A 24,131-nucleotide genomic window follows, 5' to 3' on the forward strand; every position below is an offset into this window, starting at 1 on the left:
CGGTGGGTGGTGGGTGCGGGGCCTCCGGGGCGGGTGTTCGGACTGCTTCGCTCTACGTCCGAACACCCACCCCTCCGGCCCACCCCCGTCACCACAACGAGGCGGAACGCGCCCCCGCCCACTACCCCTTCGGCATCCAGCGGAAGACGGCGACCGCCGCCACCGCGACCCCCGCCGCCAACACCAATGTCGCCACGTGCAATCCCCCCGTGAACGCCGCCACCACCGCGGCCCGCAGGTCGGCGCCCCGGCCGCCGACGGCGGCCTCCGCCGCCGCGACCGTCGTCGGGCCGCCGGGACCGGCCAGCGGCGCCGGCAGGTGGGCGGTGAAGGCCGCGGTGGTGAGCGTGCCGGTCACCGCGATCCCCAGTGCGCTCCCCAACTCCCGGGTCAGGCTCTGGAGTCCGGAGCCCACCCCGGCCCGCTCCGGCGGCAGCGCGGCCATCATCGCGTGCGAGAGCAGCGGGGTCGCGGTGCCGCAGCCCAGCGCGGTCAGCCCGGCCCCGAGGGCGTACAGCGCGTACGGGGTGCCGGCGTCGGCCGCCGACACCGTGGCCAGCCCGCCGGCCAGTACGAGCATCCCGGCGGCGACCGCGCCCCGCCGCCCGCACCACCGCTCCAGCAGCAACCCGCAGCGCGGCCCCACCAGCAGCGCCGCCGCCATCGGCAGCAGCCGCACCCCGGCGCCCAACGGGCCGTAACCCTTGGCGTATTGGAGGTACTGCCCGTTGAGGTAGAACAGCCCGAACACGCCGACGAAGAGCACCGCCATCCCGACCGCCCCGGCCCGGACGGCGGGGCGGGCCAGCACCCGGGGGTCCAACAGGGGCTCCGGGGAACGCATCTCGCGCCGCACCCAGCCGGTCAGCAGCAGCCCGGCCAGCGCGAGCGAGCCGAGCACCCACGGGCTCAGCCAGCCCGCCTGCGGCCCGCTCACGATGCCGTTGAGCAGCGCCAGGAACCCGCCGGTGAACAGCGCCGCGGTCAGCGGCGCGACCGGCCCCGGATGCCGCGCCGGCACCGGTGCGACCGCGGCGACCAGCAGCCAGGCGCCCACCGCGATCGGCACCACGCAGACGAACAGCGTCCGCCAACTCCCGTACTGGATGGCCGCGCCGCCGCCCACGTTGCCCAGCACCGCGGCCAGCCCCGTCATCGCCGCCCAGACCGCGATCGCCCGGCGCCGCGGCCCGTCCGCCAGCCCGTCCACCAGCAGCGCCAGGGTGTTCGGCAGGACGGCCGCGGCGCCCACCCCGCTGAGCATCCGCCCGGCGATCAGCGCACCGACGTGCGGCGCCGCCGCGCACACCACCGAGCCGACGACGAAGACCGCCATCCCGCACAGCAGCACGCCCTTGCGGCCGCGCCGGTCGGCCAGCGCCCCGGCCGGCACCAACAGGCAGGCGAAGACCACCACATAGCCGTCCACCACCCACACCACCGCCTCGGCGGACGGGTGCAGCGGCCCGGCGGACAGGTCCGGGATGGCCAGGTTGACCGCGGAGACCATCCCCACCACCAGCGTCACGCACAGGCACATCGCGACCGTCACCGCCCGCCGTGGCGTCGCCGTCGACGGCCGCGGTCGCAACGCCTGGAGCACCCGGCTCACCCCTCCCGCACCCGGTCCAGCCGGGCCCGCAACGTCAGTCGGTCCCCGCGCAGATGGATGAACTCCAGGTCGGCCGGCCGCCCGTCCGCCAGCCGCGTCAGCCGGTCCACGGCCAGCACCGCGCCCCCCGCCGGCATCCCCAGCACCTCGCACGTCGCCGGGTCACCGACCACCGCCCGCACGGCCACCTCCGCCGACCCCAACGGCCGCCCGGCCGCCCGCTCGATCAGGTCGAAGACGTCCCGGCTCTCCAGCCGCGCCCGCCCCAACGCCAGCAGCGGGCCGCCCACTTCGGGGATGAGGTACGTGCAGTCCAACGACAGCGGGGTGCCGTCCACCCGGCGCAGCCGCTCCAGATAGACCGCCTCGCTCCCCTCCGGGAGCCCCAACCGTCGGGCCACCGAGGCCGGCGCCCGCACGGTCCGCGCCGCCCGCACCTCGTTGACCACCGTCCCGTGCCGCTGCAACACCTCGGCCAGACCGGACAGTTCGCCCAACGGGTGCTCGTAGGTCCGGCCGACCACCACCGTCCCCACCCCGCGCCGCCGCTCCACCAGCCCCTCGTCGCGCAGCAGCCCCAGCGCCTCCCGGACGGTGTTCCGCGAGGTCCCGAACTCCGCGATCAGCGCCCGTTCGTCGGGCAGCACGCCCCCGGGGAACGCGCCCCGCAGCACCTGCCCGCGCAGCACGTGCGCCACCCGCCGCGCCCGGTCCGCGCGCGTCAGCCCCTCCCCGGCCCCGGCGTCGTCCGCCATCGCCGCCCTCCTCCCACCGGCTCCCAACGCCCCCGACGCTAGGCAAGCCCCGTTACGGCCGCGTTACGCCACCCACGGTGACCTGCACGGATTCCTGACCTGCGGGTTCGGGGAAGGCTCCGGGCGCTGCGCCACCCGCCGCCGGCCACCGTTACCGTGACAAGCACTCCCAAGCCCCGCGGGAACGGGAGGAGGAGAGGAAGGAAGACCACCCCATGAGCACCAAGTCCGCGCCGTTCGACGAGCTGGACCGCAAGATCGTCGCCGCGCTGATCGACAACGGCCGGGCCAGCTTCGCGGAGATCGGCTCGGCCATCGGCCTCTCCCCCACCGCCGTCAAACGCCGGGTGGACCGGCTCCGCCAGAACAACGTGATCACCGGCTTCTCCGCCACCGTCCGCCCCGCCGCCCTGGGCTGGCTCACCGAGGCGTACGTGGAGGTGTACTGCGACAGCGCGGCCCCGCCCCGGCGCCTGGCGGAGGTGGTCCGCAACCACCCGGAGATCGCCGCCGCGATGACCGTCACCGGCGGCGCCGACGCCCTGCTGCACGTCCGGGCCACCGACGTCGAGCACTTCGAGGAGGTCCTCGAACGCATCCGCACCGAGCCGTTCATCCGGAAGACGATCAGCTACATGGTCCTCTCCCACCTGATCCCGGACAGCCCCGAGGCGGGTGCCCGCCGCCGCCCCGGCGACCGGGCCGCCGCCCCCGACCGCGCCCGAGACCGCCCTCAGCCGCCCCAGCACGCCGCAAACCAGCGGTGACCGCCACCCATACGCAGCATTCCTGCGCCCTTACGCAGCACTCTTTTCTTGTGACCGGAATCGACCGCTCCTTACCGTGGATTGCCCCAGGTGACGACCTCCCACGGAACGTCACAACAGGAAGCGGAGGCCCATTCCGTGTCCACGATCCGTCCCGCCGACGCGCGCCCCGGCGCGCGCCACACCGCCCGTCCCCGGCGCTACCTGGTCTGCCGGCCCACCCACTTCGACGTCCAGTACGCCATCAACCCCTGGATGCAGGAGGCCGCCGAGGTCGACACCGCGCTGGCCGGCCGGCAGTGGGCGGAGCTGGTGCGCACCTACCGGGAGCACGGCCACACCGTCGAGATCATGGAGCCGTCCCCCGGCCTCCCCGACATGGTCTTCGCCGCGAACTCCGCCCTCGTCGTCGGCGGCCGCGCCTTCGGTTCGCTCTTCCACGCCCCGCAGCGCCGCCCGGAGTCCCGCGAGTACGAGATCTGGTTCAAGGCCGCCGGCTACGACCTCTACCGGCCCGAGTCCCCGTGCGAGGGCGAGGGCGACCTCGTCCCGGCCGGCGGCTACCTCCTCGCCGGCACCGGCTTCCGCACCACCCGCGAGGCACACGCCGAACTCCAGGAGCACTTCGGCCTCCCGGTGATCAGCCTCCACCTCACCGACCCGTACTTCTACCACCTGGACACGGCCCTCTTCGTCCTCGACGACGGCGGCGCGACCAGCGGCGACGGGGCCGGACCGGCGGACGGCCCCCGCGCCGCCACCCTCGCCTACTACCCCGGCGCCTTCTCCCCCGGCAGCCGCGAGGTGCTCCGCCGCCTCTTCCCCGACGCCGTCCTCGCCACCCGCGACGACGCCCTGACCTTCGGCCTCAACTCCGTCTCCGACGGCCGCCACGTCTTCATCGCCCCCCAGGCCATCGGCCTGATCGACCGGCTCACCGCCCGTGGTTATGTCCCCGTCCCCGTCGACCTCTCCGAGTTCCACAAGGCCGGCGGCGGCATCAAGTGCTGCACTCAGGAGCTGCGCCCATGACGACCGCACCCACCCGCACCGCAGACCGGTCCTCCGCCGAGCTCATCGAGGCGGAGTCCCCCGTACTGGCCCACAACTACCACCCCCTCCCCGTCGTCATCGCCCGCGCCGAGGGCGCCTGGGTCGAGGACGTCGAGGGCCGCCGCTACCTCGACATGCTGGCCGGCTACTCGGCCCTGAACTTCGGCCACCGCCACCCGACGCTCATCGAGGCCGCCCACCGCCAGTTGGACGCCCTCACCCTCACCTCCCGCGCCTTCCACCACGACCGCCTCGCCGGCTTCGCCGAGGGCCTCGCCGAGCTCACCGGCCTGGACATGGTGCTGCCGATGAACACCGGCGCCGAGGCCGTCGAGAGCGCCATCAAGGTCGCCCGGAAATGGGCCTACGACGTCAAGGGCGTGCCCGCCGACCGGGCCACCATCGTCGTCGCCAGCGGCAACTTCCACGGCCGCACGACCACCATCGTCAGCTTCTCCGACGACGAGGACGCCCGCGCCGGCTTCGGCCCCTACACCCCCGGCTTCCGCACCATCCCCTACAACGACCTCGGCGCCCTCGAAGCCGCCCTCGACGACACCACCGCCGCCGTCCTCATCGAGCCCATCCAGGGCGAGGCCGGCGTCCTCATCCCCGACGACGGCTACCTCGCCGGCGTCCGCGAACTCACCACCCGCGCCGGCTGCTTGATGATCGCCGACGAGATCCAGTCCGGCCTCGGCCGCACGGGCACCACGCTGGCGGTGGACCACGAAGGGGTCCGCCCCGACGTGGTCCTGCTCGGCAAGGCCCTCGGCGGCGGCATCGTCCCGGTCTCCGCCGTCGTCGCCCGCCGCGAGGTGATGTCCGTCCTCGGCCCCGGCCAACACGGCTCGACGTTCGGCGGCAACCCCCTGGCCGCCGCCGTCGGCACCGCCGTCGTCGACCTCCTGTCAACCGGCGCGTTCCAGGACCGCGCCGCCGAGTTGGGCAAGGTCCTGCACTCCGGCCTCACCGACCTCCTCGGCCACGGCGTCACCGCCTTCCGCGCCCGCGGCCTCTGGGCAGGCGTCGACATCGACCCCGCCCTCGGCACCGGCCGCACCCTCAGCGAACGCCTCCTCCAAGAAGGCATCCTCGTCAAGGACACCCACGGCTCCACCATCCGCCTCGCCCCACCCCTGACGATCACGGAGGACGAACTGAGCTCGGCTCTGGAGAAGTTGGGCCGCACCCTGAGCTGACCCGCGCATCCCCCACGGCACCCCCGCTCCCCGTACAGGGCCGGGGGTGCCGTCGCGAGGGCCTCGGCCGGTTGCCGCGCCCTCACGGCCACTCCACCACCGCCATCGAGGCCACCAACGCCCCGACGACCGACAGCGCCGCCGCCCACGCGCACCTCACCCGCCGTCAGGCGTTCGGCCACTCCCCCACGCCATCGCCGAGAACCCCACGAAAACCAGCGCGAGGCCCCCTGCCACGGTGACCACGGTCGAGACCAACGGCCCCACCCAGGCCGCGGGATCCCGCTCCTCACTCAACGGCAACGACGTGTCTTCCATGACGCCAGCCAACCCCTGGCCTCGTCCCACGCGCGGGAGTTGTCGTACTCACCCCCACTGGCGCGCCGTCAGGCGTTCGCCCCCACCCCCACCAACACCCCCGCCACCCCGCGGGCCGTGTGGGCCGGGGTTGGGGTGTGGGTGAGGGCGGCGGTGGTGAGGGCGCCGTCGATGAGGAGGGCCAGTTGGTCGGCCAGGGTGGCGGGGGTGGGGTGGGACAGGGGGCGGACGAGGTCGGTGAGGTAGGCGTGGAGGGCCTGTTTGTGGTCGCGGGTGATGCGGGCGACGGCGTCCGAGGTGGGGGCCAACTCGCCGTGCGCGTTGAGGAAGGCGCAGCCGCGGAAGTCCGGGGCGGCGAACCAGGTCGCCAGCCAGTCGAAGACGGCGAGGACGCGGGCGGCCGGGGTGGCGGCGTGCGCGTCCACGAAGGCGGCGAGGGCGGCCCGCCAACGCTCGTCGCGGCGGCGCAGATACGCCTCGACGAGGTCGTGCTTGGCGGGGAAGGTGCCGTAGAGGCGCTTGAGGGAGACGCCGGCGGCGGTGCGGAGTTGGTCCATGCCGACGGCCTGGATGCCGCGCGCGTAGAAGAGTTGCTCGGCGGCATCGAGGATGCGCGTCCGTATGGCGTCGTGGTCCGACACAGGGCCTGCCTTCCCGGGAGAACGATCGTTCTCTAGGATAGCGGAGGCGGGGAGAACGCTCGTTCTCCCTTGCGTTCGGCCTCACTTGCCCAGCGGCCCAGAGGGAGTCTTGCCATGTCCGAGGTGTTTGCCATGCCCACCGGCTCGGGTGCGTCCGCGCCACGGCCACCGTTGCCCCCGTTCGACGAGGCGAGTGCCCGGCAGAAGGTGCGGGCGGCCGAGGACGCCTGGAACAGCCGGGATCCGGAGCGGGTGGCGCTCGCCTACAGCGAGCACTCGGTCTGGCGGAATCGGGACACCTTCCTCCGTGGGCGCGCCGAGATCGTCGCGTTCCTGCGGCAGAAGTGGGCGCGGGAGCTGGAGTACGCGCTGCGGAAGGAGTTGTGGTCGTACGCGGGGAACCGGATCGCGGTGCGGTTCCAGTACGAGTGCCGGGATGCGGAGGGGCGGTGGTGGCGGAGTTACGGCAACGAGCTGTGGGAGTTCGACGAGTTGGGGCTGATGCGGCGGCGGGAGGCGGGGATCCATGACGTGCGGATCGGGGAGCGGGAGCGGCGGATCTTCGGGGCGCGGGGAGACGGGGAGCGCGATGCCCTGATTCCGCTGCGGTGAGCGGGAGTTGGGGCGGCGCGCGAGGGCGGCGAGGGGGATTGTCGTACCTCGGCCGTAAGGTGGGTTGGGCAGGAAGTTTGAGCGTCTTCACAGGGGAAATGCGAGGTCCATGATGTCGTTCCTGAGCAAACTGAAGCGTCAGCGCGCCGAGTTGGTTGAGCGGCGCCGGATGGAAGCCACCATGGCGGCGGGCATGCGGGGCGCCGGCCTTGAGGAGGCCAAGCGCGCGGGAGACCGGGCGGCGCGGGGCAACACCAACGCCGCCATAGCGGGGGCGGCGGCCTCCTCCGCTGGCGCGGGCGGCTGCTGACCGCCGGCGCCCTCACGCGTCCCGTTCGCCCCGCTCGTCTCGCGCGCCCCGCAGCAGCGGAAGGCTCCGTCGGGTCCGCTCGTCGCCGGGCATGCACACGAACAGCTTGACGCCGGGCGCATCGAGGGCCGCCAACTTCACGTAGTCGAAGGTGAGGTCGCCGGCCCGGGGGTGGTGGAAGGTGCGGCGGCTGCTGTCGAGGTCCGCCAGGTGGTGGGCTCCCCACCACCCGTCGAACTCCGCGCTGCGCGCGGCGAGTTCCCTGGTGAGCCGTGCCACGCGCGGATCACCGAACCGCTCGCCGGCATCGGCCCGGAACTGCGCGACCAGGTCCCGCGCCTGCCCCTCCCAGTCGGCCAGCAGCGTCCGCATCGCCGGATCGGTGAAGACCAGCCAGAGCAGGTTGCGTTCGTCGGGGGCGAGTTGGCCCGGGTCGCCGATCAGGCCGGCCTCGGCGCGGTTCCAGGCGACCAGGTCCCAGTTGGCGTCGAGCAGATAGGCCGGGTGCGGGTCCAGGGCGTCCACCAGGCGTTGCAGGGCGGGCCCCGGGCCGGCTCCGGGTGGCTGCTCCGGGGGGAGTTCGCCGGCCAGCGCGTACAGATGGCGCCGCTCGACCGAGCTGAGCATCAGGGCGCGCGCCAGGCTGGCGAGGACCTGACGGCTGACGCCGATGTCCCTCGCCTGCTCCAGCCAGGTGTACCACGTGACGCTGACGCCGGAGAGTTGGGCGACCTCCTCCCGGCGCAGCCCGGGGGTGCGGCGGCGCGGTCCGGCCAGGATGCCCGCCTCGCGCGGGGTGATCCGCTCCCGGCGCGCCCGCAGGAACTCCGCGAGGGCGCGCCGCCGTTCCTGGTCGGACATGGGCTCCTCGGCCCTCCTCGGGGTTCGTGTGGGCGGACGTCAGGACCGGGTCCGCACGCGGCCCGTGTGGGACGGGCGGTGCGGGGAAGAGAGCGCCGGCAGGACGGTGGTGGGAACGACGGTGGTGGGAAAAACACCAGCATAAGCGCTCTCTGTACGGCCGTTGGGGGCTGCGCGAGCGTGGCCGCATGGCTCAGACATCACCTCCGGCCGGGGCCGCGCGCACCGCCCCGGACCCGCGTCCCGACCACCTCGCGCCCGCGCCTCGCGGCGCCCTCCCGCTCGTGCTCACCGGCGCCTTCATGGCCGTCCTCGACACCTTCATCGTGCTGGTCGCGGCGCCCGCCATCCAGGCGGACCTGCACGCGTCCGACGCCGACGTCCAGTTGATCCTCGCCGGCTACCAACTCACTTACGCTGTCGCCCTGATCACCGGCGCCCGGCTCGGCGACCGGTTCGGCCGCAAGCGGCTGTTCCAGACCGGGATGGCGCTGTTCACCGTCGCGTCGGTGGGCTGCGCGCTGGCGCCCGGGGCGGGGTTCCTGATCGCCGCCCGGCTGGTCCAGGGGCTGTCCGCGGCCGCGATGTTCCCGCAGGTCTTCGCGCTGCTCCAGGTGCTGGTGCCGGCCGAGCGGCGGGCCCGGGCGTTCGGGGCGCTGGGCGCGGTGATCGGCCTGGCCGGCGCCGTCGGGCAGGTGCTCGGCGGCGTGCTGGTCTCCGCCGACCTCCTCGGCTCCTCCTGGCGGCCGGTCTTCTGGGTCAATGTGCCGGTCGGGGTGGTGACGGTGGCGCTCACCGCGCGCTACGTGCCGGAGTCGCGCGCGCCCCGTGCCCGCCGGCTCGACCTGCCGGGCGCCGGAGTGCTCACGGTGGCGCTGGGGCTGCTGGTCGTCCCGTTGGTCGAGGGGCGGCCGGCCGGCTGGCCCCTGTGGACGTGGCTCAGCCTGGCCGCCAGTGCCCTGGCGTTCGCGGCGTTCGTACGGGTGGAGCGGCGGGTGGCGGCGTCCGGCGGGGAGCCGCTGGTGCGGCTGCGGCTGTTCCGGGAGCGGCCCTTCGCGGTCGGCATGCTCCTGGTGCTGCTCACCTACGCCGGCATCAACTCCTTCTTCCTGGTCTTCTCGCTGACCCTCCAGGACGGGCTGGGGCAGGACGCGCTCGGCGCCGGCCTGTACTACACGCCGTTCGCGGTGGTCTTCTTCGCCGCCAGCCTGCTCGCCGGCCGGCTGGCCCACCTGGGGCGACGGGTCCTCCAGGCCGGCGCGCTGCTCGTCGTCCTCGGCTTCGGCTCGACCGTCGCACTGGCCACGGCCGCCGGGCCCGGCCTGAGCGCGGGGCAGTTGGTCGCGCCGCTGGCCCTGGTCGGCGCGGGCAACGGCCTGTTGGTGACGCCGCTGCTCGGCGCGGTCCTCACCGGCGTCCGCCCCGAGGAGACCGGGCTGGCCTCGGGCGTCCTCTCCACCGGCCAGCAGATCGGCGGCGCGGTCGGGGTGGCCGTCCTCGGCGTCCTCTTCTACGGCGCCCTCGGCCCCGCCGCACACCAGGACGTCGCCGCCTACGGCCACGCGCTGACCTGCGCCCTGACCGCCAACGCCGCCCTCGCCGCGCTGGTCGCCCTCCTCCTGCCGCTGCTCCCCGACCCGGCGACCCGGCGCGGCTAGGGCGCCGCGGGAACCGCGCTCCCACCCGCACCCCAACTCGCCGCCCTCCCGCCATAGGCCGCCGCCCCCCGGAGCGCTATGGTCAGATTCCAGAGAACGTAACGGGGGAGGGCAGCGATCGATGGCCCGGGATGAAGCCGTGGTCGGCTGTACCGGAGTGCTGCTGATCGGCACGCGCGGGGCTGCCGGACCCGGTGAGGTTCTGGTAAGGATCCGGGGTGGCTCCGAGACGTTCCTCGCCTGGTCCCCCGAGCCCCTGCCAGTGGGGGCGACCGTGCTCGTGATCGAGTCCCGTGGCAACCGCCAGGTCAACGTCATCGAGTGGGCTGATCCGTTGGACGCGTCGGCCGGCGACGCCGGCGACGCTGGTTGAGGAGACGAGTGATGTTCGGTTACCGCGTTCCTTCCCCCGATCAAGCCATGTTGATCTCCGGTGGCAGGCGGGGACAGGGCGGGGCGCCCTTCCGGGTGGTGACCGGCCACGGCAAGTTCGTGCTGCCGGTGTTCCGCAAGGTCCGGTTCCTGACGCTGGCGATGTGCGAGTCCGAGGTGGCCGAGAAGTGCGTGACGCGGCAGGGCATCGCCCTGACGGTGCGCGCCGTGATCGCGTTCAAGGTCGGCAACGACACCGAGAGCATCGTCAACGCCGGCCAGCGCTTCCTGTCCGACCAGGAGCAGATGTCGATCCTGACCGGCCGGATCTTCGCCGGTCACCTGCGGTCCATCATCGGCTCGATGACGGTCGAGGAGATCGTCACCGAGCGGCAGAAGCTGGCCACCGAGGTCCTGGAGACCTCCAAGACCGAGATGGCCAAGATCGGCCTGATCGTGGACTCGTTGCAGATCCAGTCGATCGACGACGGCGACACCGGCTACATCGAGGCGATGTCCGCGCCGCACAAGGCGGCCATCCAGCGCCAGGCGCAGATCGCCCAGGCGCAGGCCACCCAGGCGTCCGTCGAGGCGCAGCAGGAGGCGGCGCGCAATCAGGCCGAGTACTCCCGGCAGACCGCGGTGGTCCAGGCCGAGTACTCCGCCGAGGTGGACCGCGCGCAGGCCCGCGCCTCCCAGGCCGGCCCGCTCGCCCAGGCCCACGCCCAGCAGGAGGTGCTGGCCGCGCAGACCGAACTGGCCGAGCGCCGGGCCCAGTTGCGCCAGCAGGAGCTGGTCGCCGAGGTGGTCAAGCCGGCCGAGGCGGAGGCCGAGCGGATCAAGTTGCTGGCCACGGCCGAGGCGGAGCGGATGAAGATCCAGGCCGAGGCCGCCGCCTCGCACGACCGGGTGGCGCTGGACCGGATGCTGATCGACCAGCTCCCGCAGATCGTCAAGGAGGCGTCCGCGGGCCTGGCCAACGCCAACGTCAACGTCCTCAACGGCACCGACGGCCTCGGCGAGATCGCCGCCGGCCTGGTCGGCCAGGGCCTGACCATCCTCGACTCGGTCCGCCGCAACCTCGGCACCGCGGGCGCGTCCGACAACGCCGCGGCGAACGGCGGCGGGAACGGCTCCGCGCACGGCGGCCGCGTCGAGATCGAATAGCGCCACCGGCACCACCGTGCCACCACTCCCGGGGGCGGGCCGCCGTGGCGCCCGCCCCCGGCAGCCTCACGTCCCCCGCGGCCGCGGCTCCTCCGCGTGCTTGTCGCGGACGTAGGCCACCAGCCGCTCCAACACCGCCTTCGTGGTGCCGAGATCGGCGTCGTCGAAGTCGCTGAGCGCCTGACGCAATCCGGCCAACCGGGCCGCCTGGAAGCTCTCCAGGACGGCCTTGCCGTGCGGTGTGATCGCCACCCGGCGGGCCCGCCGGTCCTGCTCGTCCGTGGTGCGCTCGACCAGGTCCTGCGCCTCCAACTCACCGATCTGCCGGGTGACGTGCGGGGGCTCGACCATCAACTGCGCCGCCAGGTCGCCGACCCGGCTGACGCCCCCGCTGTCCGCCAGCGCCATCAGCAGGTAGAGGCCGGACCGACCGGCCGAGATGCCCGCCTCGCTCGCGAACCGCTCGTGCGCCCGCGAGCGGGTGAGCAGATAGGACAGCGTGGCCAGCACCTTCTGCAGGGCGGCGGTGGAGTCCTGGGCGGGTGCGGGGTCCGACATGGGGGAACTGTAGCCGCCCCCGGTCCCCGGATCCGCCGCGGTCCGTACCAGGGTCCGCCCACCCCCGCCCGTACGGTTCGAGCCAACTTCGGTCATGCCGCGATCCGTCCTTCCCTCTCCCGCCGTGCCCGGGTTAACGTGGTCACAACTTAGTTACCTAAGTTAGGTAATTAAATCCACGCGGAAGGACCGGCCGCATGACGACCGCAGAACGCACCGCTCCCCCCGACACCCTCACCGTCCCCGCCAGCCGCGCCCCGGGCTGCCCGTTCGACCCCGCCCCCGCCGTCGCCGACGCGGCCCGCACCGAGCCGATCACCCGGGCGACCCTCTGGGACGGCACCCCCTGCTGGCTGGTGACGGGCCATCAGGACGTCCGCACGGTGCTCGGCGACCCGCGCTTCAGCGCCGACGGCCTGCGCCCCGGCTTCCCCTTCCTCACCGCCGGCGCCCGCGAAGTCATCGGCCAGAAGCCGACGTTCATCCGCATGGACGACCCGGGCCACGCCAAGCTGCGCCGGATGCTCACCGCCGAGTTCATGGTCAAGAAGGTCGAGGCGATGCGCCCCGAGGTGCAGCACCTCGCCGACGACCTGCTGGACAGGATGACCGCCGGGCGCAACTCCGCCGACCTGGTACGGGAGTTCGCGCTGCCGCTGCCGTCCCTGGTGATCTGCCTGCTGCTCGGCGTCCCCTACGAGGACCACGAGTTCTTCCAGGAGCGCAGCGGCATCCTGCTCGCCCTGCGCTCCACACCCGCCGAAGCCAAGGCCGCCCTCGACGAGTTGGTGGAGTACCTGACCCGGCTCGCGCAGGCCAAGCGGGAGCGGCCGGACGACGGCATCATCAGCCGGCTGGTCGCCCGCGGCGAGCTCTCCGACGGCGAGATCGCCTCCATGGGGCGGCTGTTGCTGGTCGCCGGGCACGAGACCACCGCCAACATGACCTCGCTGGGCACCCTGGCCCTGCTCCGCAACCCCGACCAACTCGCCCGACTGCGCGCCGAACCCGCGCTCATCAAGGGGGCCGTCGAGGAGCTGCTGCGCTATCTGACGATCGTGCACAACGGCGTCCCCCGGGTCGCCACCGAGGACGTCGTCCTGGGCGGGAGCACCATCCGCGCCGGCGAGGGCGTGCTGTGCATGATCAACTCCGCCAACCGGGACGCGACGGTCTTCCCCGAGGCCGACGCCCTCGACGTGGCCCGGGACGCCCGCCGGCACGTCGCCTTCGGCTTCGGCGTCCACCAGTGCCTGGGCCAGCCGCTGGCCCGGGTGGAGCTGCAGATCGCCCTGACGACGCTGCTGCGCCGGCTGCCGGACCTGCGCCTGGCCATCCCGTACGAGGAGGTCCCGTTCCGCGGCGACATGCAGATCTACGGGGTCCACTCGCTGCCGGTCGCCTGGTAGTCGCGGCGCCCGCACCCCAACCACCTTCCACCACCCACCACTTGGGAGCACCGACCATGCGCATCCACGCCGACCAGGAGAAGTGCTGCGGCGCCGGCTCCTGCGTGCTCGCCGCCCCGGACGTCTTCGACCAGCGCGAGGAGGACGGCATCGTGGTCGTCCTCGACCCGGCGCCGCCGGCCGCGCTGCACGACGCGGTCCGCGAGGCGGCGGCCATCTGCCCGGCCGCCGCGATCACGGTGACCGACTGACCGGCCACCGACCGACGGGCGCGCGCCCCGGCCCCGCACTTCCCGGCGGGACCGGGGCGCGCCCGTCCGCCCTACGCCAGTCCCGCGGCCAGCGCGCGCAGCGCTTCCTCGGACCGCGAGCCGGCGGCCGCGTGGTGGGTGACCAGCAGTTGCTCCGGGTCGGCCGCCACGCTCAGCGTCTCGTAGGTCAGGGTCAGCGGGCCCACCACCGGGTGGTTGAGCTGCTTCACGCCGAACCCCTTGTCCTGTACGTCGTGCCGGGCCCACAGTCGGCGGAACTCCCCACTCACCCCGCTCAGTTCGGCGACCAGCCCGGCCAGCGCGGGGTCGTCCGGCGCCCGCCCCAGCTCGCGCCGGAGCAGCCCGACCACCACCTCCGCCTTGCCCTCCCAGTTCACGTACAGCGCGCGGGTCGCCGGGTCCAGGAAGACCTGCCGGGCGAGGTTGCGCCGCTCGCGGGGCATCGCGGGGAAGTCCCCGAACAGGGCGCTGCCGAGCCGGTTCCAGCCGATGACGTCCAGGCCCCGGCCCACCACGAACGCGGGGACCAGCTCCAGCGCGTCCAGTACCTGCCGGCAGGCCGGCCCGACCCGCTGCGGGCGGGCGGCGGCACGCACCCGCCGGGAGGCCGGGCGGGCGAGGTGCCGCAGGTGGTCGCGCTCGGTCGGGGTGAGCCGCAGCGCGGTGCCGATCGCGTCCAGCACCGCGTCCGAGACGCCCGCGCCCCGGCCCTGTTCCAGCCGGATGTAATACGCCACGCTGACCCCGGCGAGCTGCGCCAGCTCCTCGCGGCGCAGCCCGGGCACCCGCCGCCGCCCGTGCTCCGGCAGCCCGACGTCCGCGGGCCGCAGCCGGGCCCGCCGCGAGCGCAGGAACGCGCTCAGCTCGGTGCGCCGGTCGACCACCGCGGGGCCCGGCTGGGTGGTTCCGTCAGTAGTAGGCACGGGGTTCATATGTTCAAGGGTGCACTGGTTACGGCCCAGGTGACACCGCATGCTCGGTGGCATGACCCACACCTCTGTCGCCGCGTACGCCGCCCCCGCACCGAAGGCCCCGCTGGAGCGGATCACCATCCCGCGCCGCGAGCTGGGTGCCCACGACGTCCTGATCGACATCAAGTTCGCCGGCATCTGCCACTCCGACATCCACACCGTCCGCGCCGAGTGGGGCGACGACGGCAACTTCCCGATCGTGCCCGGCCACGAGATAGCCGGCGTGGTCTCCGCGATCGGCTCCGAGGTCACCCGCTACGCCGTGGGCGACCGGGTCGGCGTCGGCTGCTTCGTCGACTCCTGTCGCACCTGTGACAACTGCCGCGCCGGTCTGGAGCAGTACTGCACCGGCGAGCTCGGCACCGTCAACACCTACAACGACACCGACCGCAACGGCGAGCCCACCTACGGTGGTTACGCCACCCACGTCGTCGTCGACGAGAACTACGTGCTGCGCATCCCCGACGCGCTCCCGCTGGATGCCGCCGCCCCGCTGCTCTGCGCCGGCATCACCCTCTACTCCCCGCTCGCCCACTGGGGCGCCGGCCCCGGCAAGAAGGTCGCCGTCGTCGGCCTGGGCGGCCTGGGGCACATGGGCGTCAAGATCGCGCACGCGATGGGCGCCGAGGTCACCGTCCTGAGCCAGTCGCTCCGCAAGAAGGACGACGGCATGCGGTTCGGCGCCGACCACTACCACGCGACCAGCGACCCGGCCACGTTCGAGGCGCTGGCCGGCACCTTCGACCTGATCGTCAACACCGTCTCGGCCAACCTGGACCTCAACGCCTACCTCGGCCTGCTGCGCACCGACGGCACCCTGGTCCAGCTCGGTGTCCCCGAACAGCCGCTGCCCATCGTCCCGTTCGCGCTGATCGGCGGCCGCCGGTCGTTCGCCGGCTCGCTGATCGGCGGCATCGCGGAGACCCAGGAGATGCTCGACTTCTGCGCCGAGCACGGCCTGACCGCGGACATCGAGGTGATCGCGGCGGACCGGATCAACGAGGCGTACGAGCGGGTGCTCGCCAGCGACGTGCGCTACCGCTTCGTCATCGACACCGCCACCATCTGACCCACGCACCGTCCGGGCCGGCGCCCCCACCGCCGCGCCCTGTGCACGGCAAGCGCCCGGGGCCGCCCCCACTGGCTGCCCCGGGCGTTGTGCGTGCCGTGACCCCAGGCACGGCGCCCACTCTACTTGGAAACGGTACCCATTTCCATATAGCCTCCCCTCGATCGTTCACCCGTCCCGATCCCCGGAGGCCCACCACCATGGCCGTACCCAAGCGCAAGCTCTCCCGCAGCAACACCCGCCACCGCCGCGCCCAATGGAAGGCCAGCACGCCCCAGTTGGTGCCGGTCACCATCGACGGCGTCGTGTACCAGGTGCCGCAGCGCCTGGCGAAGGCGTACCAGCGCGGCCTGCTCGACCCGAAGGGCTGACCGGACATGACGCACTCCCGGCTGCCCGTCACCGTGCTCTCCGGCTTCCTCGGCGCGGGCAAGACCACCCTCCTCAACCACGTCCTGGGCAACCGGGAGGGCCTGCGGGTCGCGGTCATCGTCAACGACATGAGCGAGGTCAACATCGACGCCGCGCTGGTCCGCGGCGGCGACGCGGCGCTCTCCCGCACCGAGGAGCGGCTGGTCGAGATGACCAACGGGTGCATCTGCTGCACCCTCCGCGACGACCTGCTGGAGGAGGTCGACCGCCTGGCCCGCGCCGGCCGCTTCGACTACCTGCTGATCGAGTCCAGCGGCATCTCCGAACCGATGCCGGTCGCCGCGACCTTCGCCTTCCCCCGCGACGACGGCGCCACCCTCGGCGACCTGGCGCGCCTGGACACCATGGTCACGGTCGTCGACGCGGCCAACTTCCTGCCCGAACTCGCCGGCGGCGACGCCCTGGTGGAGCGCGGCCTGGACCAGTACGAGGACGACGAGCGCACCGTCAGCGACCTGTTGATGGACCAGATCGAGTTCGCCGACATCCTCGTCCTGAACAAGACCGACCTGGTCGACGCGGACGCCGCCCAGCGCCTGGCGGCCGCCCTCACCCGCCTCAACCCGGCCGCCCGGATCGTCCCCGCGCAGCGCGGCCGGGTGCCGCTCGCCGAGGTCCTGGGCACCGGCCGCTTCGACCTGGAGCGCGCCCAACAGGCGCCCGGCTGGGTCCGGGAGCTCAACGGCGACCACGTCCCCGAGACCGAGGAGTACGGCATCTCCAGCACGGTCTTCCGGGCCGACCGCCCCTTCCACCCGGGCCGCCTCTGGCGGTTCGTCACCGAACGGATGGACAGCGGCGACTACGGCACGGTGCTGCGCTCCAAGGGCTTCTTCCGCCTCGCCACCCGGCCCGGCGTCACCGGCCTGTGGTCGCAGGCGGGCACGGTCGCCCGCTTCGAACCGTCCGGCGTGGACGGGGAGGGAGCCGGGGCCCAGGACGTGCCCGGCGACCGGACCGAGCCGCCCGGTCCGACCGGCCAGGAGCTCGTCTTCATCGGCACCGACCTGCGCCCGGAGCCGTTGCACGCCGCCCTGACCGCCTGCCTCCTCACCCCCGACGAGCCGGCGCCCACCGCGGCCGACGACCCGTTCCCGGCCTGGGCGGTGCACGGCACGGACGACGCCTGCGCACACGAGCACCCACCGGTGGAGGCGGGCCGAGCGGCCCGACTCGACGCCGCGGGCCGGTAGTCGCCCGGGCCGCGGGCCAGGGCGCCCCGCCCCGGGCCGACTTCGGCCGCCGTTGCCCGGGGCGGGGCGGGTACGCGTAGGCTCCGGCCGCGGCCCGAAAGTTTTTCCGCGCACGCGGCAACCCCCGCCCCGGCCGCACGTCGTCTCGGGTGAGGGCGCCCTCCGGGCGCCGCCCGTAGACGAACTGGAGCAGCCGACCGTGAACCCCACCCGTACCGCTCGCCCCGCCCGCCTGCGCCGTTCGGCCGGCGCCGGCCTGCTCGCCGCCGTGGCGCTGGCCGCGGTCTCGATGACCGGCACCGCCCACGCCGCCGAGTCCTCCGCGCCGGCGCACAGCAGCAGCCCCTCCCCCCAGCCCACCCAGCCGCCGCAGCAGACCGCCACCCCGAGCCCCGTCCCGACGCTGCCCCCGAAGCAGAGCGCCACCCCCGAGCCCACCCAGCCGCCGCAGCAGAGCGCCACCCCCTCCCCCGTCGGCCCGGGCCACCAGCCCACCCCCGTCCCCAGCCGCCCCGGCGCCGCGCCCGCGCCCGCCAAGGGCGACGACCACAAGCAGCTCGCCAAGACCGGTGCCTCCACCCCCGCCCTCGCCCTCGGCGGCGGCGCGGCCGCCCTGATCGCCGCCGGCGGCGGCGCCCTCTACGCGGTCCGCCGCAACCGCGCCTGACCGCCCGGGCACGCCCGAGGGAACGATGGCCCACTTCGCACCGCACCCGGCCCCGGCACGGTTCGCCCTGCCGGGGCTCCGGCCCGCCGCCTGGCGCCGCCTGCTGCGCGCCACCCGTCGCGAGTCCCCGCCCCGGCAGGCGCCGGCCGTCCACCAACTGCCGCGCGCCGCGCACCAGATGTGGTCCGAGGCGCCGCCCGCGGAACCGCCCCGCCCCACCATCACGGAGCTCTACCACGCCCACCGGCTGAACATGGTCCGGCTGGCCGTCCTCCTCGTCGACGACCGCGCCACCGCCGAGGACGTCGTCCAGGACGCGTTCGCCGCCCTCTACAAGCGGCACGGCGAGCGGCTCGGCGAGGTCGACAACGCCCTGGCCTACCTGCGGACCGCGGTCATCAACGCGGCCCGCTCGGTGCTGCGCCGCCGCCGCACCGCCCGCGACTACACCCCGCCGCACGAGGCCGCCGAGCCCTCCGCCGAGGAGCGGGTGGTCCTCGGCGAGGAGCACCGCGAGGTGCTCGCCGCGCTCGGCGGGCTCACCCGGCGCCGCCGCGAGGTGCTGGTCCTGCGCTACTGGGGCGACCTCACCGAGGCGGAGATCGCCGCGACCCTGGGCGTCAGCCGCGGCACGGTGAAGTCCCTGGCCAGCCGCGCCCTGGACGCCCTGGAGAAGATCCTGGAGGAACGGTCTTGACCACCCACGACACCGCCCCCGGGGACACGGCCGCGGAACGGCCCGTCGAGGACCGGTTGCGCCGCGCCCTCACCGCCCGCGCCGACGCCGTCGGCGTCCACGACCTCCGCCCGGCGGCACCCCCGGGCCCGCACCTACGACGCAACCTCCTCCCCGCGCTCCCCACCTGGCTCCGCCCGCGCCGCCTCGCCCTGCCGTTGGCCGCCGCGGCGACCGCCGCCGTGCTCGCCGTCGCCGCGCATCTGGCCACCACCACCCCGAGCCCGTCGCCGACTCCCCCCGACCCGTCTCCGGACCCCGTCCGCACCACCCCGCGCCCGCCCACCGACCACCCTCCCGCGGCACCAAACCCAGCAGCCGGACACCCGCCATGCCACCCCGACCGCCGTCCCGACCACGTCCAGCCCGCCCCCGCCCACCCCGAAGGCGACACCCACCGTTCGCTGAGTCCCCCTTGCCCACCCCGGGCCCCCTTCCCCGAGAATCGTGCCCATGCTCACCCGGCCCGTCCCGCCGCGCCCGTCCCCGGTCCCCGCCGCCCACCGCGGCCGCGCCCTCGTCGTCGCGCTGGCCCTGGCCGCCGCCCTCCCGCTCGCCGGCTGTCAGGACGGCACCGGCTACCGCGCCGAGGCCACCACCCGCACCGCCGCGCCCGCCCCCGCCGCCCGGGACGCCTGCACGCCCGACATGCTGCGCTTCCACGCCGGCGCCGCGCCGCACCGGGCCCGCCACATGCTGCTGACGGTCACCAACATCTCCGCCCGCACCTGCACCTTCGCCGCCCAGCCCTACCCCCTGCTGCACTTCGGCGACCGCCACCCGGGCCCGCTCCCCCCGCTCCCGCGCACCAGGCCGCCCGCCCCGGTCGCGCTGCCGCCCGACGGCACCGCCTACGCCGCGGTGATCACCGCGGGCCCGCCCGGCGGCCCGGGCGGCGGCCGGAGCGCCCCAGGGAGCACGGCCGAAAAGGTGTCCCAATTCGGGGTCGCGTTGGCCTCCCGCACCACCCCCGCCCAGGTCGGCGTGGACGGGCCCGCCCCACTGCACGTGGATCCGACCACCGCAGCGGTCACTTACTGGCAGCCGGGCCGGGCAGATGCCGACAAGTGGTGATCCGGCCCCACCGCGGCCCCCTGCGACCCGATAGCCCGTTCGTGCCGTATCGGCCAGCTCATCACCCGCCAATGATCCGAGTTTGCCGCGATTGATCGCCTTTGCTCCCCTGCTTCCTGGCTGCGCCCGGTGCCCCCAGCCCGGTAGGCTTTCCGTGTGATCTTCAAGCGCATCGGAAATGGGCGACCGTACCCCGACCACGGCCGGGAGAGCACCCGCCAGTGGGCGGACGTCGCCCCGCGCCCGGTACGCCTCGACCAGTTGGTGACCACCAAGCAGCAGCTCGACCTCGAAACGCTGCTCGCCGAGGACTCCACCTTCTACGGCGACCTCTTCGCCCACGTCGTGAAGTGGGAGGGCGACCTCTACCTGGAGGACGGTCTGCACCGGGCGGTCCGCGCCGCCCTGCAGCAGCGCCAGGTGCTGCACGCCCGCGTCCTCGAACTCGGCTGACCGGCGCCACCACCGCCGCTCTGGCCGGAATTGGCCCACTCGGGTTCCGCGCAGACAACGCACAGATCATCTAGTAGGCACGGCACGCGCCCGGCACTACGCTGCGGCCATGAGCATGCTGACGCCTCCAGGCATGGGCGGTAAGTACCGCATCACGGGCGGCAGGTATCCACGGATGCGCCGCCCCCGCCACCGTCGCCGCATCGTTCTCGGCATCATGGCCGGCGCCTGCGCCCTCGGGCTGATCGGCTGGGGAACCCTGCAGCTCATCGACGTCTTCGGCGGACCGGGCAGCACCGCCCAGGCCGCGCAGGGCAAGAGACCATGCACGCACGTCGGCCCGACGGCCCACAGCACCACCGCACCGACCGCCGCGAAGCCGCCCGCCCCGGCGACCCTGACCGTCAACGTCTACAACGCCACCCCGCGCCCCGGCCTCGCCAAGCGCACCGCCGACGAACTCCACAAGCGCGGCTTCCAGATCGGCAAGGTGGGCAACGCCCCAGCCGACTACGACAAGAAGGTGCCCGGCGCCGGCATACTGCTCGGCTCCAAGGCCGCCGCCAGCGGACCGCTGAAGGTGCTGGCCACCCAACTCGCCGGCGCGCAGCTCAAGACCGACGGCCGCACGGGCGCCGACCTCGACCTGGTCATCGGCGACGCCTTCAAGGACCTGGCCACCCCGCAGCAGGCCGCCAAGGCCCAGGCCCAACTGGCCGGCCCGACCCGGCAACCGGCCGTCGCCAGGTGCTGACCCTCCCCCGGCAGCCCCGCACGACGTGCCGTACATCCGGTCACCGGCGTCGCCCAGGCCCGGCACGATGTACCGGTCCGCGTTCAGGTGGTCGTCGACGGCGGCGGTGACCACCGTCACCGGCGTCCCGGCCAGCTCGCGCTCCATGACCTCGACGCCCTCGGGCGCGGCCAGCAGGCAGATCGCGGTGACGTCGTCCGCCCCGCGCTTGATCAGTTCCCTGATCGCCGCGACCAGGGTGCCGCCGGTGGCCAACATCGGGTCGACGACGTACACCTGGCGCCCCGACAGGTCGTCGGGCATCCGCGTCGCGTAGGTGTGGGCCTCGTAGGTCTCCTCGTTGCGGACCATGCCCATGAAGCCGACCTCGGCGGTGGGCAGCAGCCGGACCATGCCGTCCAGCATGCCCAGCCCGGCCCGCAGGATCGGCACGACCAGGGGGCGCGGGTGGGAGAGCCGCACGCCGGTGGTCGCCGTGACCGGCGTCTCGATGTCGACCTGCTCGGTGCGCACATCACGGGTGGCCTCGTAGGCGAGCAGGGTGACCAGCTCGTCGGCGAGCCGCCGGAAAGTCGGGGAGTCGGTGCGCTTGTCGCGCAGAGTGGTGAGTTTGTGCGCCACCAGCGGGTGGTCGACGACGTGGATCCGCATGACATCGACAGTAACCGAGCCACGGGAGCCCGGCGCCCGCCGTGCACCGCTCACACTCCGGCACGTGAGCGACATCTCTCACAACGTCCGCACGACGCCGTGTCGAAGACGGCGCGCGGACGCGTTGTTTCTGCCACGATTCCGAAAGGGGCGGGGAGTAGCGGCGTGCAGCGCCGCCCCGCCCGGCCCGGCACGCCTCTGACCAGGGAGAGTCACGGTGTACTTCGCCGCACTGCTCGCGCGCACCGAAGACGGGTGGGAAGCGAGCGATACAGAGCTCGACGATGTGGAAACGCTGACCGATCTGGCCGACCTGGCCCGAGAGGCAGCGGTCGAAGACGACACGGTGGTGGTCCTCATCGAGCAGGAGGACGCCTGGTTCGGCGTCATCCGGATCGATGGCGAGGACGACCCGAGGGTCTATGTGTCCAACGCCGCGGCGGCCGCCAGGAGCTCGTACGGCTCGATGCTGACCGACGAACTCCTCGGCCGCGACGCCGACGACGCGGACGACCTCGACCTGCTCGACCTGGACGGCACCGAGGACGGTGAACCGGATCCGGCGGAGGACTCCGAGGCTGCGGCCGAGGAGACCCCCGCGGTCGCCGCGGGACCGCTCGGCGACGCCAAGCTCCTGGAGGACATCGGCGTCGGCGAACGGGAGCTGCGCACCCTCGAAGGCGACGCCCTCAGCGAGATCGCCGACGCCCTGGGCTGCTCCGAACTCCTGGAGGCCGTCCGCTGATTCCCCGGCCACCGCCGGGGAGTACCGCCCCCGCCGGGCCCACGCTCCACCGGGCCCGGCACCACCCCACCCCACCGTCCCCGACACTGGGGACATGACCGTGCCGCCCTCCGCCACCCCACCCGCCGCCACGCCCGACCCGCTGCGCGATCCCTGGACCGGGCCGATGCGCCGGGCGCTGGCGGAGGCCGCCCGCGCCCCCGGGACCGGCGACGTCCCGGTGGGCGCCGTCGTGCTGTCCGCCGACGGCACGGTCCTGGGCACCGGCCACAACGAGCGCGAGGCCACCGGCGACCCCACCGCGCACGCCGAGGTCCTCGCCCTGCGGGCCGCGGCCAAGGTCATCGGGGAGTGGCGGCTGACCGGCTGCACGCTCCTGGTCACCCTCGAACCGTGCACGATGTGCGCCGGCGCGATCGTCCTCTCCCGCGTCGACCGGGTCGTCTACGGCGCCCGCGATGCCAAGGCCGGCGCCGTCGGCTCCCTGTGGGACGTGGTCCGCGACCGCCGCCTCAACCACCGCCCCGAGGTCATCGCCGGCGTCCTGGAGGACGACTGCGCCGCCCTCCTCACCGCCTTCTTCCGCGACCGCTGACCGCCGTCGGGCCCGTCGGTTCCGCGGCGGACCACCGACCCACGAGTCGATTTCGGCAGACGGGCCCCTTTGGGCTAAGCTCTCTCTCGGTAGCGTGTCCGAGCGGCCGAAGGAGCTCGCCTCGAAAGCGAGTGTGGCGCAAGTCACCGAGGGTTCAAATCCCTCCGCTACCGCCAGAGACACCCCCTTGATCCGCGGAAACGCAGGTCAAGGGGGTGTTGTGCGTGTGGACGCGGTCCGCACGGCGACTGCGCCTCCTCCCCATCTCCCTTGAAAGCCAAGGAAGTTGGCGCCGCATACGGAGGGATCGCCCTACCGCGCACCTGAGCGGACGCGGCCGCCGGTGGCGGCAGGCTCCGATGACACCTGCGGTACGGCCCGAACCGGCCGTCCTGCGAGGCCGATCGAGGATTGCCGCCACAGACTCCCCGGTCTTGTGGCTCTGCGACCCGATGCGCGGCAACTCCCGCGTCACCGACGACGGCAGGAGGTTGTCCCGGCTATGGGCGTGTTCCGCCCGCCTCCTACACAGCGCGGGTCAGAGGGCGCAGAGATCGATCTCCACGGTGAAGGGCGCCACGGCCTTGACCGTGCCGGTGAACACCTCACCATCGCGATAGGTCTTGGCAGCCGGGTCGAGCAGGTAGGTGTAGACGAGCGGAACGCCGGTGGGCGCCTGCTCGACCCTCCAGTAGAAAGGAATCCCGGCCCTGGCGTACTGGTCCACCTTCACGACCCGGTCAGTGGTCTCGGATCCCGGCGAGACCACCTCGACGACGAGCAGCACGTGCTCCGGCCGGGTCGGTGTGAGGTCGATGGTGTCCGCACGGTAGACGACGACGTCGGGGCGACGGTTGGTGAGCGGTACGTCCTGCAGGCGGACGTCGAAGTCCGTGTCGGCGTTCCAGTCCGCCCCGGCAGCGGCGTCCAGGCCGTTCACCATCACCCGGGCGAGGCGATTGTGGCGCTTGGACGCGCTGGGGCTCACAACGACCATCCCGTCCACGATCTCGATGCCCGCGCACTGCTCCTCCGACCAGGAGTCGTACTGCTCCGCGGTGATCTGCGTGTGCATCCACGCTGGCGCAACCATCTCGGCGGTCACCGCGTACCTCCCTGATCACGCTCGGCGGGCTGAGGTTGGTGGGCTCAGGTTACCCCTCTGCCTCCTCGTCGCGCGCTGTCGCCCAGGGCGGTCTATCCGGGCACGGCCGGACCGGGAGA

Annotated in this window: 27 protein-coding genes, 1 tRNA gene and 1 pseudogene; 21 read left to right on the forward strand and 8 right to left on the reverse strand. The window is 73.7% G+C overall.

The annotated features are described in order from the left end of the window. Positions 1–121: 121 nt before the first annotated feature. Entirely contained in the window at positions 122–1,612 is a 1,491-nt protein-coding gene (locus PV796_RS18610; protein ID WP_274914423.1) for an MFS transporter, read from the reverse strand. After that, positions 1,609–2,367: a GntR family transcriptional regulator gene (locus PV796_RS18615; RefSeq protein WP_274914424.1), complete on the reverse strand. Its 759-nt coding sequence runs from the start codon at positions 2,365–2,367 to the stop codon at positions 1,609–1,611. The genes PV796_RS18610 and PV796_RS18615 overlap by 4 nt, the downstream gene beginning before the upstream one ends. Positions 2,368–2,582: 215 nt before the next feature. On the opposite strand from PV796_RS18615, the gene PV796_RS18620 reads away from it, so the two are divergent. The 3 genes from PV796_RS18620 (at position 2,583) to rocD (ending at position 5,389) form a co-directional block, all read left to right on the forward strand. After that, positions 2,583–3,134 (forward strand): Lrp/AsnC family transcriptional regulator, encoded by a 552-nt coding sequence (locus tag PV796_RS18620; protein ID WP_274914425.1) that lies wholly within the window; start codon positions 2,583–2,585, stop codon positions 3,132–3,134. Between the two features lie 138 nt (positions 3,135–3,272). After that, entirely contained in the window at positions 3,273–4,166 is an 894-nt protein-coding gene (gene ddaH, locus PV796_RS18625) for a dimethylargininase (RefSeq protein ID WP_274914426.1), read from the forward strand. Then, positions 4,163–5,389 carry an ornithine--oxo-acid transaminase gene (rocD, locus tag PV796_RS18630; protein ID WP_274914427.1) on the forward strand — a complete coding sequence of 409 codons (1,227 nt, stop codon included), beginning with the start codon at positions 4,163–4,165 and terminating at the stop codon, positions 5,387–5,389. Before ddaH ends, rocD begins: the two co-directional genes overlap by 4 nt. 386 nt (positions 5,390–5,775) lie before the next feature. Here the strand turns inward: rocD and PV796_RS18635 are convergent, their stop codons facing one another. Continuing rightward, positions 5,776–6,348, reverse strand: coding sequence for a TetR/AcrR family transcriptional regulator (locus PV796_RS18635; protein WP_274914428.1), 573 nt, complete (start codon positions 6,346–6,348; stop codon positions 5,776–5,778). Between the two features lie 114 nt (positions 6,349–6,462). On the opposite strand from PV796_RS18635, the gene PV796_RS18640 reads away from it, so the two are divergent. Together PV796_RS18640 and PV796_RS18645 are read left to right on the forward strand one after the other, a co-directional pair. Beyond that, positions 6,463–6,960 carry a nuclear transport factor 2 family protein gene (locus PV796_RS18640; RefSeq protein WP_274914429.1) on the forward strand — a complete coding sequence of 166 codons (498 nt, stop codon included), beginning with the start codon at positions 6,463–6,465 and terminating at the stop codon, positions 6,958–6,960. Positions 6,961–7,069: 109 nt separating this feature from the next. After that, positions 7,070–7,270 carry a hypothetical protein gene (locus PV796_RS18645; protein WP_274914430.1) on the forward strand — a complete coding sequence of 67 codons (201 nt, stop codon included), beginning with the start codon at positions 7,070–7,072 and terminating at the stop codon, positions 7,268–7,270. Positions 7,271–7,282: 12 nt separating this feature from the next. Here the strand turns inward: PV796_RS18645 and PV796_RS18650 are convergent, their stop codons facing one another. Further along, positions 7,283–8,131: a helix-turn-helix transcriptional regulator gene (locus tag PV796_RS18650; RefSeq protein WP_274914431.1), complete on the reverse strand. Its 849-nt coding sequence runs from the start codon at positions 8,129–8,131 to the stop codon at positions 7,283–7,285. A gap of 188 nt (positions 8,132–8,319) precedes the next feature. Here PV796_RS18650 and PV796_RS18655 point away from each other — a divergent pair, with 188 nt between their 5' ends. From PV796_RS18655 to PV796_RS18665, 3 genes are all read left to right on the forward strand, one after another. Further along, the gene (locus tag PV796_RS18655) at positions 8,320–9,789 is read left to right on the forward strand and encodes an MFS transporter (RefSeq protein WP_274914432.1); all 1,470 of its coding nucleotides are present in this window, start codon (positions 8,320–8,322) and stop codon (positions 9,787–9,789) included. Between the two features lie 121 nt (positions 9,790–9,910). Continuing rightward, a complete protein-coding gene (locus PV796_RS18660) occupies positions 9,911–10,162 on the forward strand; it encodes a hypothetical protein (RefSeq protein ID WP_274914433.1) in 252 nt (83 codons plus the stop codon). Positions 10,163–10,173: 11 nt separating this feature from the next. Then, positions 10,174–11,328 (forward strand): flotillin family protein, encoded by a 1,155-nt coding sequence (locus PV796_RS18665; RefSeq protein ID WP_274914434.1) that lies wholly within the window; start codon positions 10,174–10,176, stop codon positions 11,326–11,328. A gap of 66 nt (positions 11,329–11,394) precedes the next feature. Here the strand turns inward: PV796_RS18665 and PV796_RS18670 are convergent, their stop codons facing one another. Continuing rightward, positions 11,395–11,886: a MarR family winged helix-turn-helix transcriptional regulator gene (locus PV796_RS18670; RefSeq protein ID WP_274914435.1), complete on the reverse strand. Its 492-nt coding sequence runs from the start codon at positions 11,884–11,886 to the stop codon at positions 11,395–11,397. Between the two features lie 197 nt (positions 11,887–12,083). Here PV796_RS18670 and PV796_RS18675 point away from each other — a divergent pair, with 197 nt between their 5' ends. Both PV796_RS18675 and PV796_RS18680 read left to right on the forward strand, forming a co-directional pair. Next, entirely contained in the window at positions 12,084–13,295 is a 1,212-nt protein-coding gene (locus PV796_RS18675; protein WP_274914436.1) for a cytochrome P450, read from the forward strand. A gap of 56 nt (positions 13,296–13,351) precedes the next feature. Continuing rightward, positions 13,352–13,546 (forward strand): ferredoxin, encoded by a 195-nt coding sequence (locus PV796_RS18680; RefSeq protein WP_039634416.1) that lies wholly within the window; start codon positions 13,352–13,354, stop codon positions 13,544–13,546. 71 nt (positions 13,547–13,617) lie between these two features. On the opposite strand, the gene PV796_RS18685 is transcribed toward PV796_RS18680, so the two are convergent. After that, entirely contained in the window at positions 13,618–14,499 is an 882-nt protein-coding gene (locus tag PV796_RS18685) for a helix-turn-helix transcriptional regulator (protein WP_446750606.1), read from the reverse strand. Positions 14,500–14,551: 52 nt separating this feature from the next. Between PV796_RS18685 and PV796_RS18690 the strand changes: the two genes are divergently transcribed. From PV796_RS18690 to PV796_RS18725, 8 genes are all read left to right on the forward strand, one after another. Continuing rightward, positions 14,552–15,607: an NAD(P)-dependent alcohol dehydrogenase gene (locus PV796_RS18690; protein WP_274914438.1), complete on the forward strand. Its 1,056-nt coding sequence runs from the start codon at positions 14,552–14,554 to the stop codon at positions 15,605–15,607. 200 nt (positions 15,608–15,807) lie between these two features. Next, positions 15,808–15,978 (forward strand): 50S ribosomal protein L32, encoded by a 171-nt coding sequence (gene rpmF / locus PV796_RS18695; RefSeq protein ID WP_274914439.1) that lies wholly within the window; start codon positions 15,808–15,810, stop codon positions 15,976–15,978. Between the two features lie 6 nt (positions 15,979–15,984). Further along, positions 15,985–17,232 carry a GTP-binding protein gene (locus PV796_RS18700; RefSeq protein WP_274914440.1) on the forward strand — a complete coding sequence of 416 codons (1,248 nt, stop codon included), beginning with the start codon at positions 15,985–15,987 and terminating at the stop codon, positions 17,230–17,232. A gap of 199 nt (positions 17,233–17,431) precedes the next feature. Continuing rightward, on the forward strand, positions 17,432–17,899 hold the full coding sequence (locus tag PV796_RS18705; RefSeq protein WP_274914441.1) for an LPXTG cell wall anchor domain-containing protein: 468 nt from the start codon (positions 17,432–17,434) through the stop codon (positions 17,897–17,899). 25 nt (positions 17,900–17,924) lie between these two features. Then, a complete protein-coding gene (locus PV796_RS18710) occupies positions 17,925–18,596 on the forward strand; it encodes an RNA polymerase sigma factor (protein WP_274914442.1) in 672 nt (223 codons plus the stop codon). 492 nt (positions 18,597–19,088) lie between these two features. Continuing rightward, entirely contained in the window at positions 19,089–19,709 is a 621-nt protein-coding gene (locus PV796_RS18715) for a DUF4232 domain-containing protein (protein ID WP_274914443.1), read from the forward strand. Between the two features lie 156 nt (positions 19,710–19,865). Beyond that, positions 19,866–20,162, forward strand: a complete 297-nt coding sequence (locus PV796_RS18720; protein WP_030084955.1) for a type II toxin-antitoxin system VapB family antitoxin — start codon at positions 19,866–19,868, stop codon at positions 20,160–20,162. 133 nt (positions 20,163–20,295) lie between these two features. Next, a complete protein-coding gene (locus tag PV796_RS18725; protein WP_274919119.1) occupies positions 20,296–20,916 on the forward strand; it encodes a LytR C-terminal domain-containing protein in 621 nt (206 codons plus the stop codon). A gap of 21 nt (positions 20,917–20,937) precedes the next feature. On the opposite strand, the pseudogene upp reads toward PV796_RS18725, so the two are convergent. Next, positions 20,938–21,567 (reverse strand): annotated as a pseudogene (gene upp / locus PV796_RS18730) (uracil phosphoribosyltransferase); the annotation flags it as partial. 217 nt (positions 21,568–21,784) lie between these two features. Here upp and PV796_RS18735 point away from each other — a divergent pair. The 3 genes from PV796_RS18735 to PV796_RS18745 all read left to right on the forward strand — a co-directional run bounded on the left by PV796_RS18735 (position 21,785) and on the right by PV796_RS18745 (position 23,083). Next, on the forward strand, positions 21,785–22,312 hold the full coding sequence (locus PV796_RS18735) for a tRNA adenosine deaminase-associated protein (protein ID WP_274914444.1): 528 nt from the start codon (positions 21,785–21,787) through the stop codon (positions 22,310–22,312). A 94-nt stretch (positions 22,313–22,406) separates the two neighbouring features. Further along, positions 22,407–22,907, forward strand: a complete 501-nt coding sequence (gene tadA / locus PV796_RS18740; protein ID WP_274914445.1) for a tRNA adenosine(34) deaminase TadA — start codon at positions 22,407–22,409, stop codon at positions 22,905–22,907. Between the two features lie 88 nt (positions 22,908–22,995). After that, positions 22,996–23,083: transfer RNA gene (locus PV796_RS18745), tRNA-Ser, on the forward strand. A 362-nt stretch (positions 23,084–23,445) separates the two neighbouring features. Here PV796_RS18745 and PV796_RS18750 read toward each other — a convergent pair. Beyond that, positions 23,446–24,012, reverse strand: coding sequence for a Uma2 family endonuclease (locus tag PV796_RS18750; protein WP_274914446.1), 567 nt, complete (start codon positions 24,010–24,012; stop codon positions 23,446–23,448). Positions 24,013–24,131: the final 119 nt, after the last annotated feature.

It is taken from the genome of Streptomyces sp. WZ-12 (genome assembly GCF_028898845.1).
Taxonomy (GTDB): Bacteria; Actinomycetota; Actinomycetes; order Streptomycetales; family Streptomycetaceae; genus Streptomyces.

Coding starts and splice junctions, on each gene's coding strand:
- PV796_RS18645 (WP_274914430.1), top strand. CDS start 7,070: ATGATGTCGTTCCTGAGCAAACTGAAGCGTCAGCGCGCCGAGTTGGTT.
- PV796_RS18680 (WP_039634416.1), top strand. CDS start 13,352: ATGCGCATCCACGCCGACCAGGAGAAGTGCTGCGGCGCCGGCTCCTGC.
- tadA (WP_274914445.1), top strand. CDS start 22,407: ATGACCGTGCCGCCCTCCGCCACCCCACCCGCCGCCACGCCCGACCCG.
- PV796_RS18655 (WP_274914432.1), top strand. CDS start 8,320: ATGGCTCAGACATCACCTCCGGCCGGGGCCGCGCGCACCGCCCCGGAC.
- PV796_RS18620 (WP_274914425.1), top strand. CDS start 2,583: ATGAGCACCAAGTCCGCGCCGTTCGACGAGCTGGACCGCAAGATCGTC.
- PV796_RS18715 (WP_274914443.1), top strand. CDS start 19,089: ATGCTCACCCGGCCCGTCCCGCCGCGCCCGTCCCCGGTCCCCGCCGCC.
- PV796_RS18690 (WP_274914438.1), top strand. CDS start 14,552: ATGACCCACACCTCTGTCGCCGCGTACGCCGCCCCCGCACCGAAGGCC.
- PV796_RS18640 (WP_274914429.1), top strand. CDS start 6,463: ATGTCCGAGGTGTTTGCCATGCCCACCGGCTCGGGTGCGTCCGCGCCA.
- PV796_RS18700 (WP_274914440.1), top strand. CDS start 15,985: ATGACGCACTCCCGGCTGCCCGTCACCGTGCTCTCCGGCTTCCTCGGC.
- PV796_RS18725 (WP_274919119.1), top strand. CDS start 20,296: ATGGGCGGTAAGTACCGCATCACGGGCGGCAGGTATCCACGGATGCGC.
- PV796_RS18665 (WP_274914434.1), top strand. CDS start 10,174: ATGTTCGGTTACCGCGTTCCTTCCCCCGATCAAGCCATGTTGATCTCC.
- rocD (WP_274914427.1), top strand. CDS start 4,163: ATGACGACCGCACCCACCCGCACCGCAGACCGGTCCTCCGCCGAGCTC.
- PV796_RS18660 (WP_274914433.1), top strand. CDS start 9,911: ATGGCCCGGGATGAAGCCGTGGTCGGCTGTACCGGAGTGCTGCTGATC.
- PV796_RS18650 (WP_274914431.1), bottom strand. CDS start 8,131: ATGTCCGACCAGGAACGGCGGCGCGCCCTCGCGGAGTTCCTGCGGGCG.
- PV796_RS18685 (WP_446750606.1), bottom strand. CDS start 14,499: ATGAACCCCGTGCCTACTACTGACGGAACCACCCAGCCGGGCCCCGCG.
- PV796_RS18670 (WP_274914435.1), bottom strand. CDS start 11,886: ATGTCGGACCCCGCACCCGCCCAGGACTCCACCGCCGCCCTGCAGAAG.
- PV796_RS18615 (WP_274914424.1), bottom strand. CDS start 2,367: ATGGCGGACGACGCCGGGGCCGGGGAGGGGCTGACGCGCGCGGACCGG.
- rpmF (WP_274914439.1), top strand. CDS start 15,808: ATGGCCGTACCCAAGCGCAAGCTCTCCCGCAGCAACACCCGCCACCGC.
- PV796_RS18710 (WP_274914442.1), top strand. CDS start 17,925: ATGGCCCACTTCGCACCGCACCCGGCCCCGGCACGGTTCGCCCTGCCG.
- PV796_RS18675 (WP_274914436.1), top strand. CDS start 12,084: ATGACGACCGCAGAACGCACCGCTCCCCCCGACACCCTCACCGTCCCC.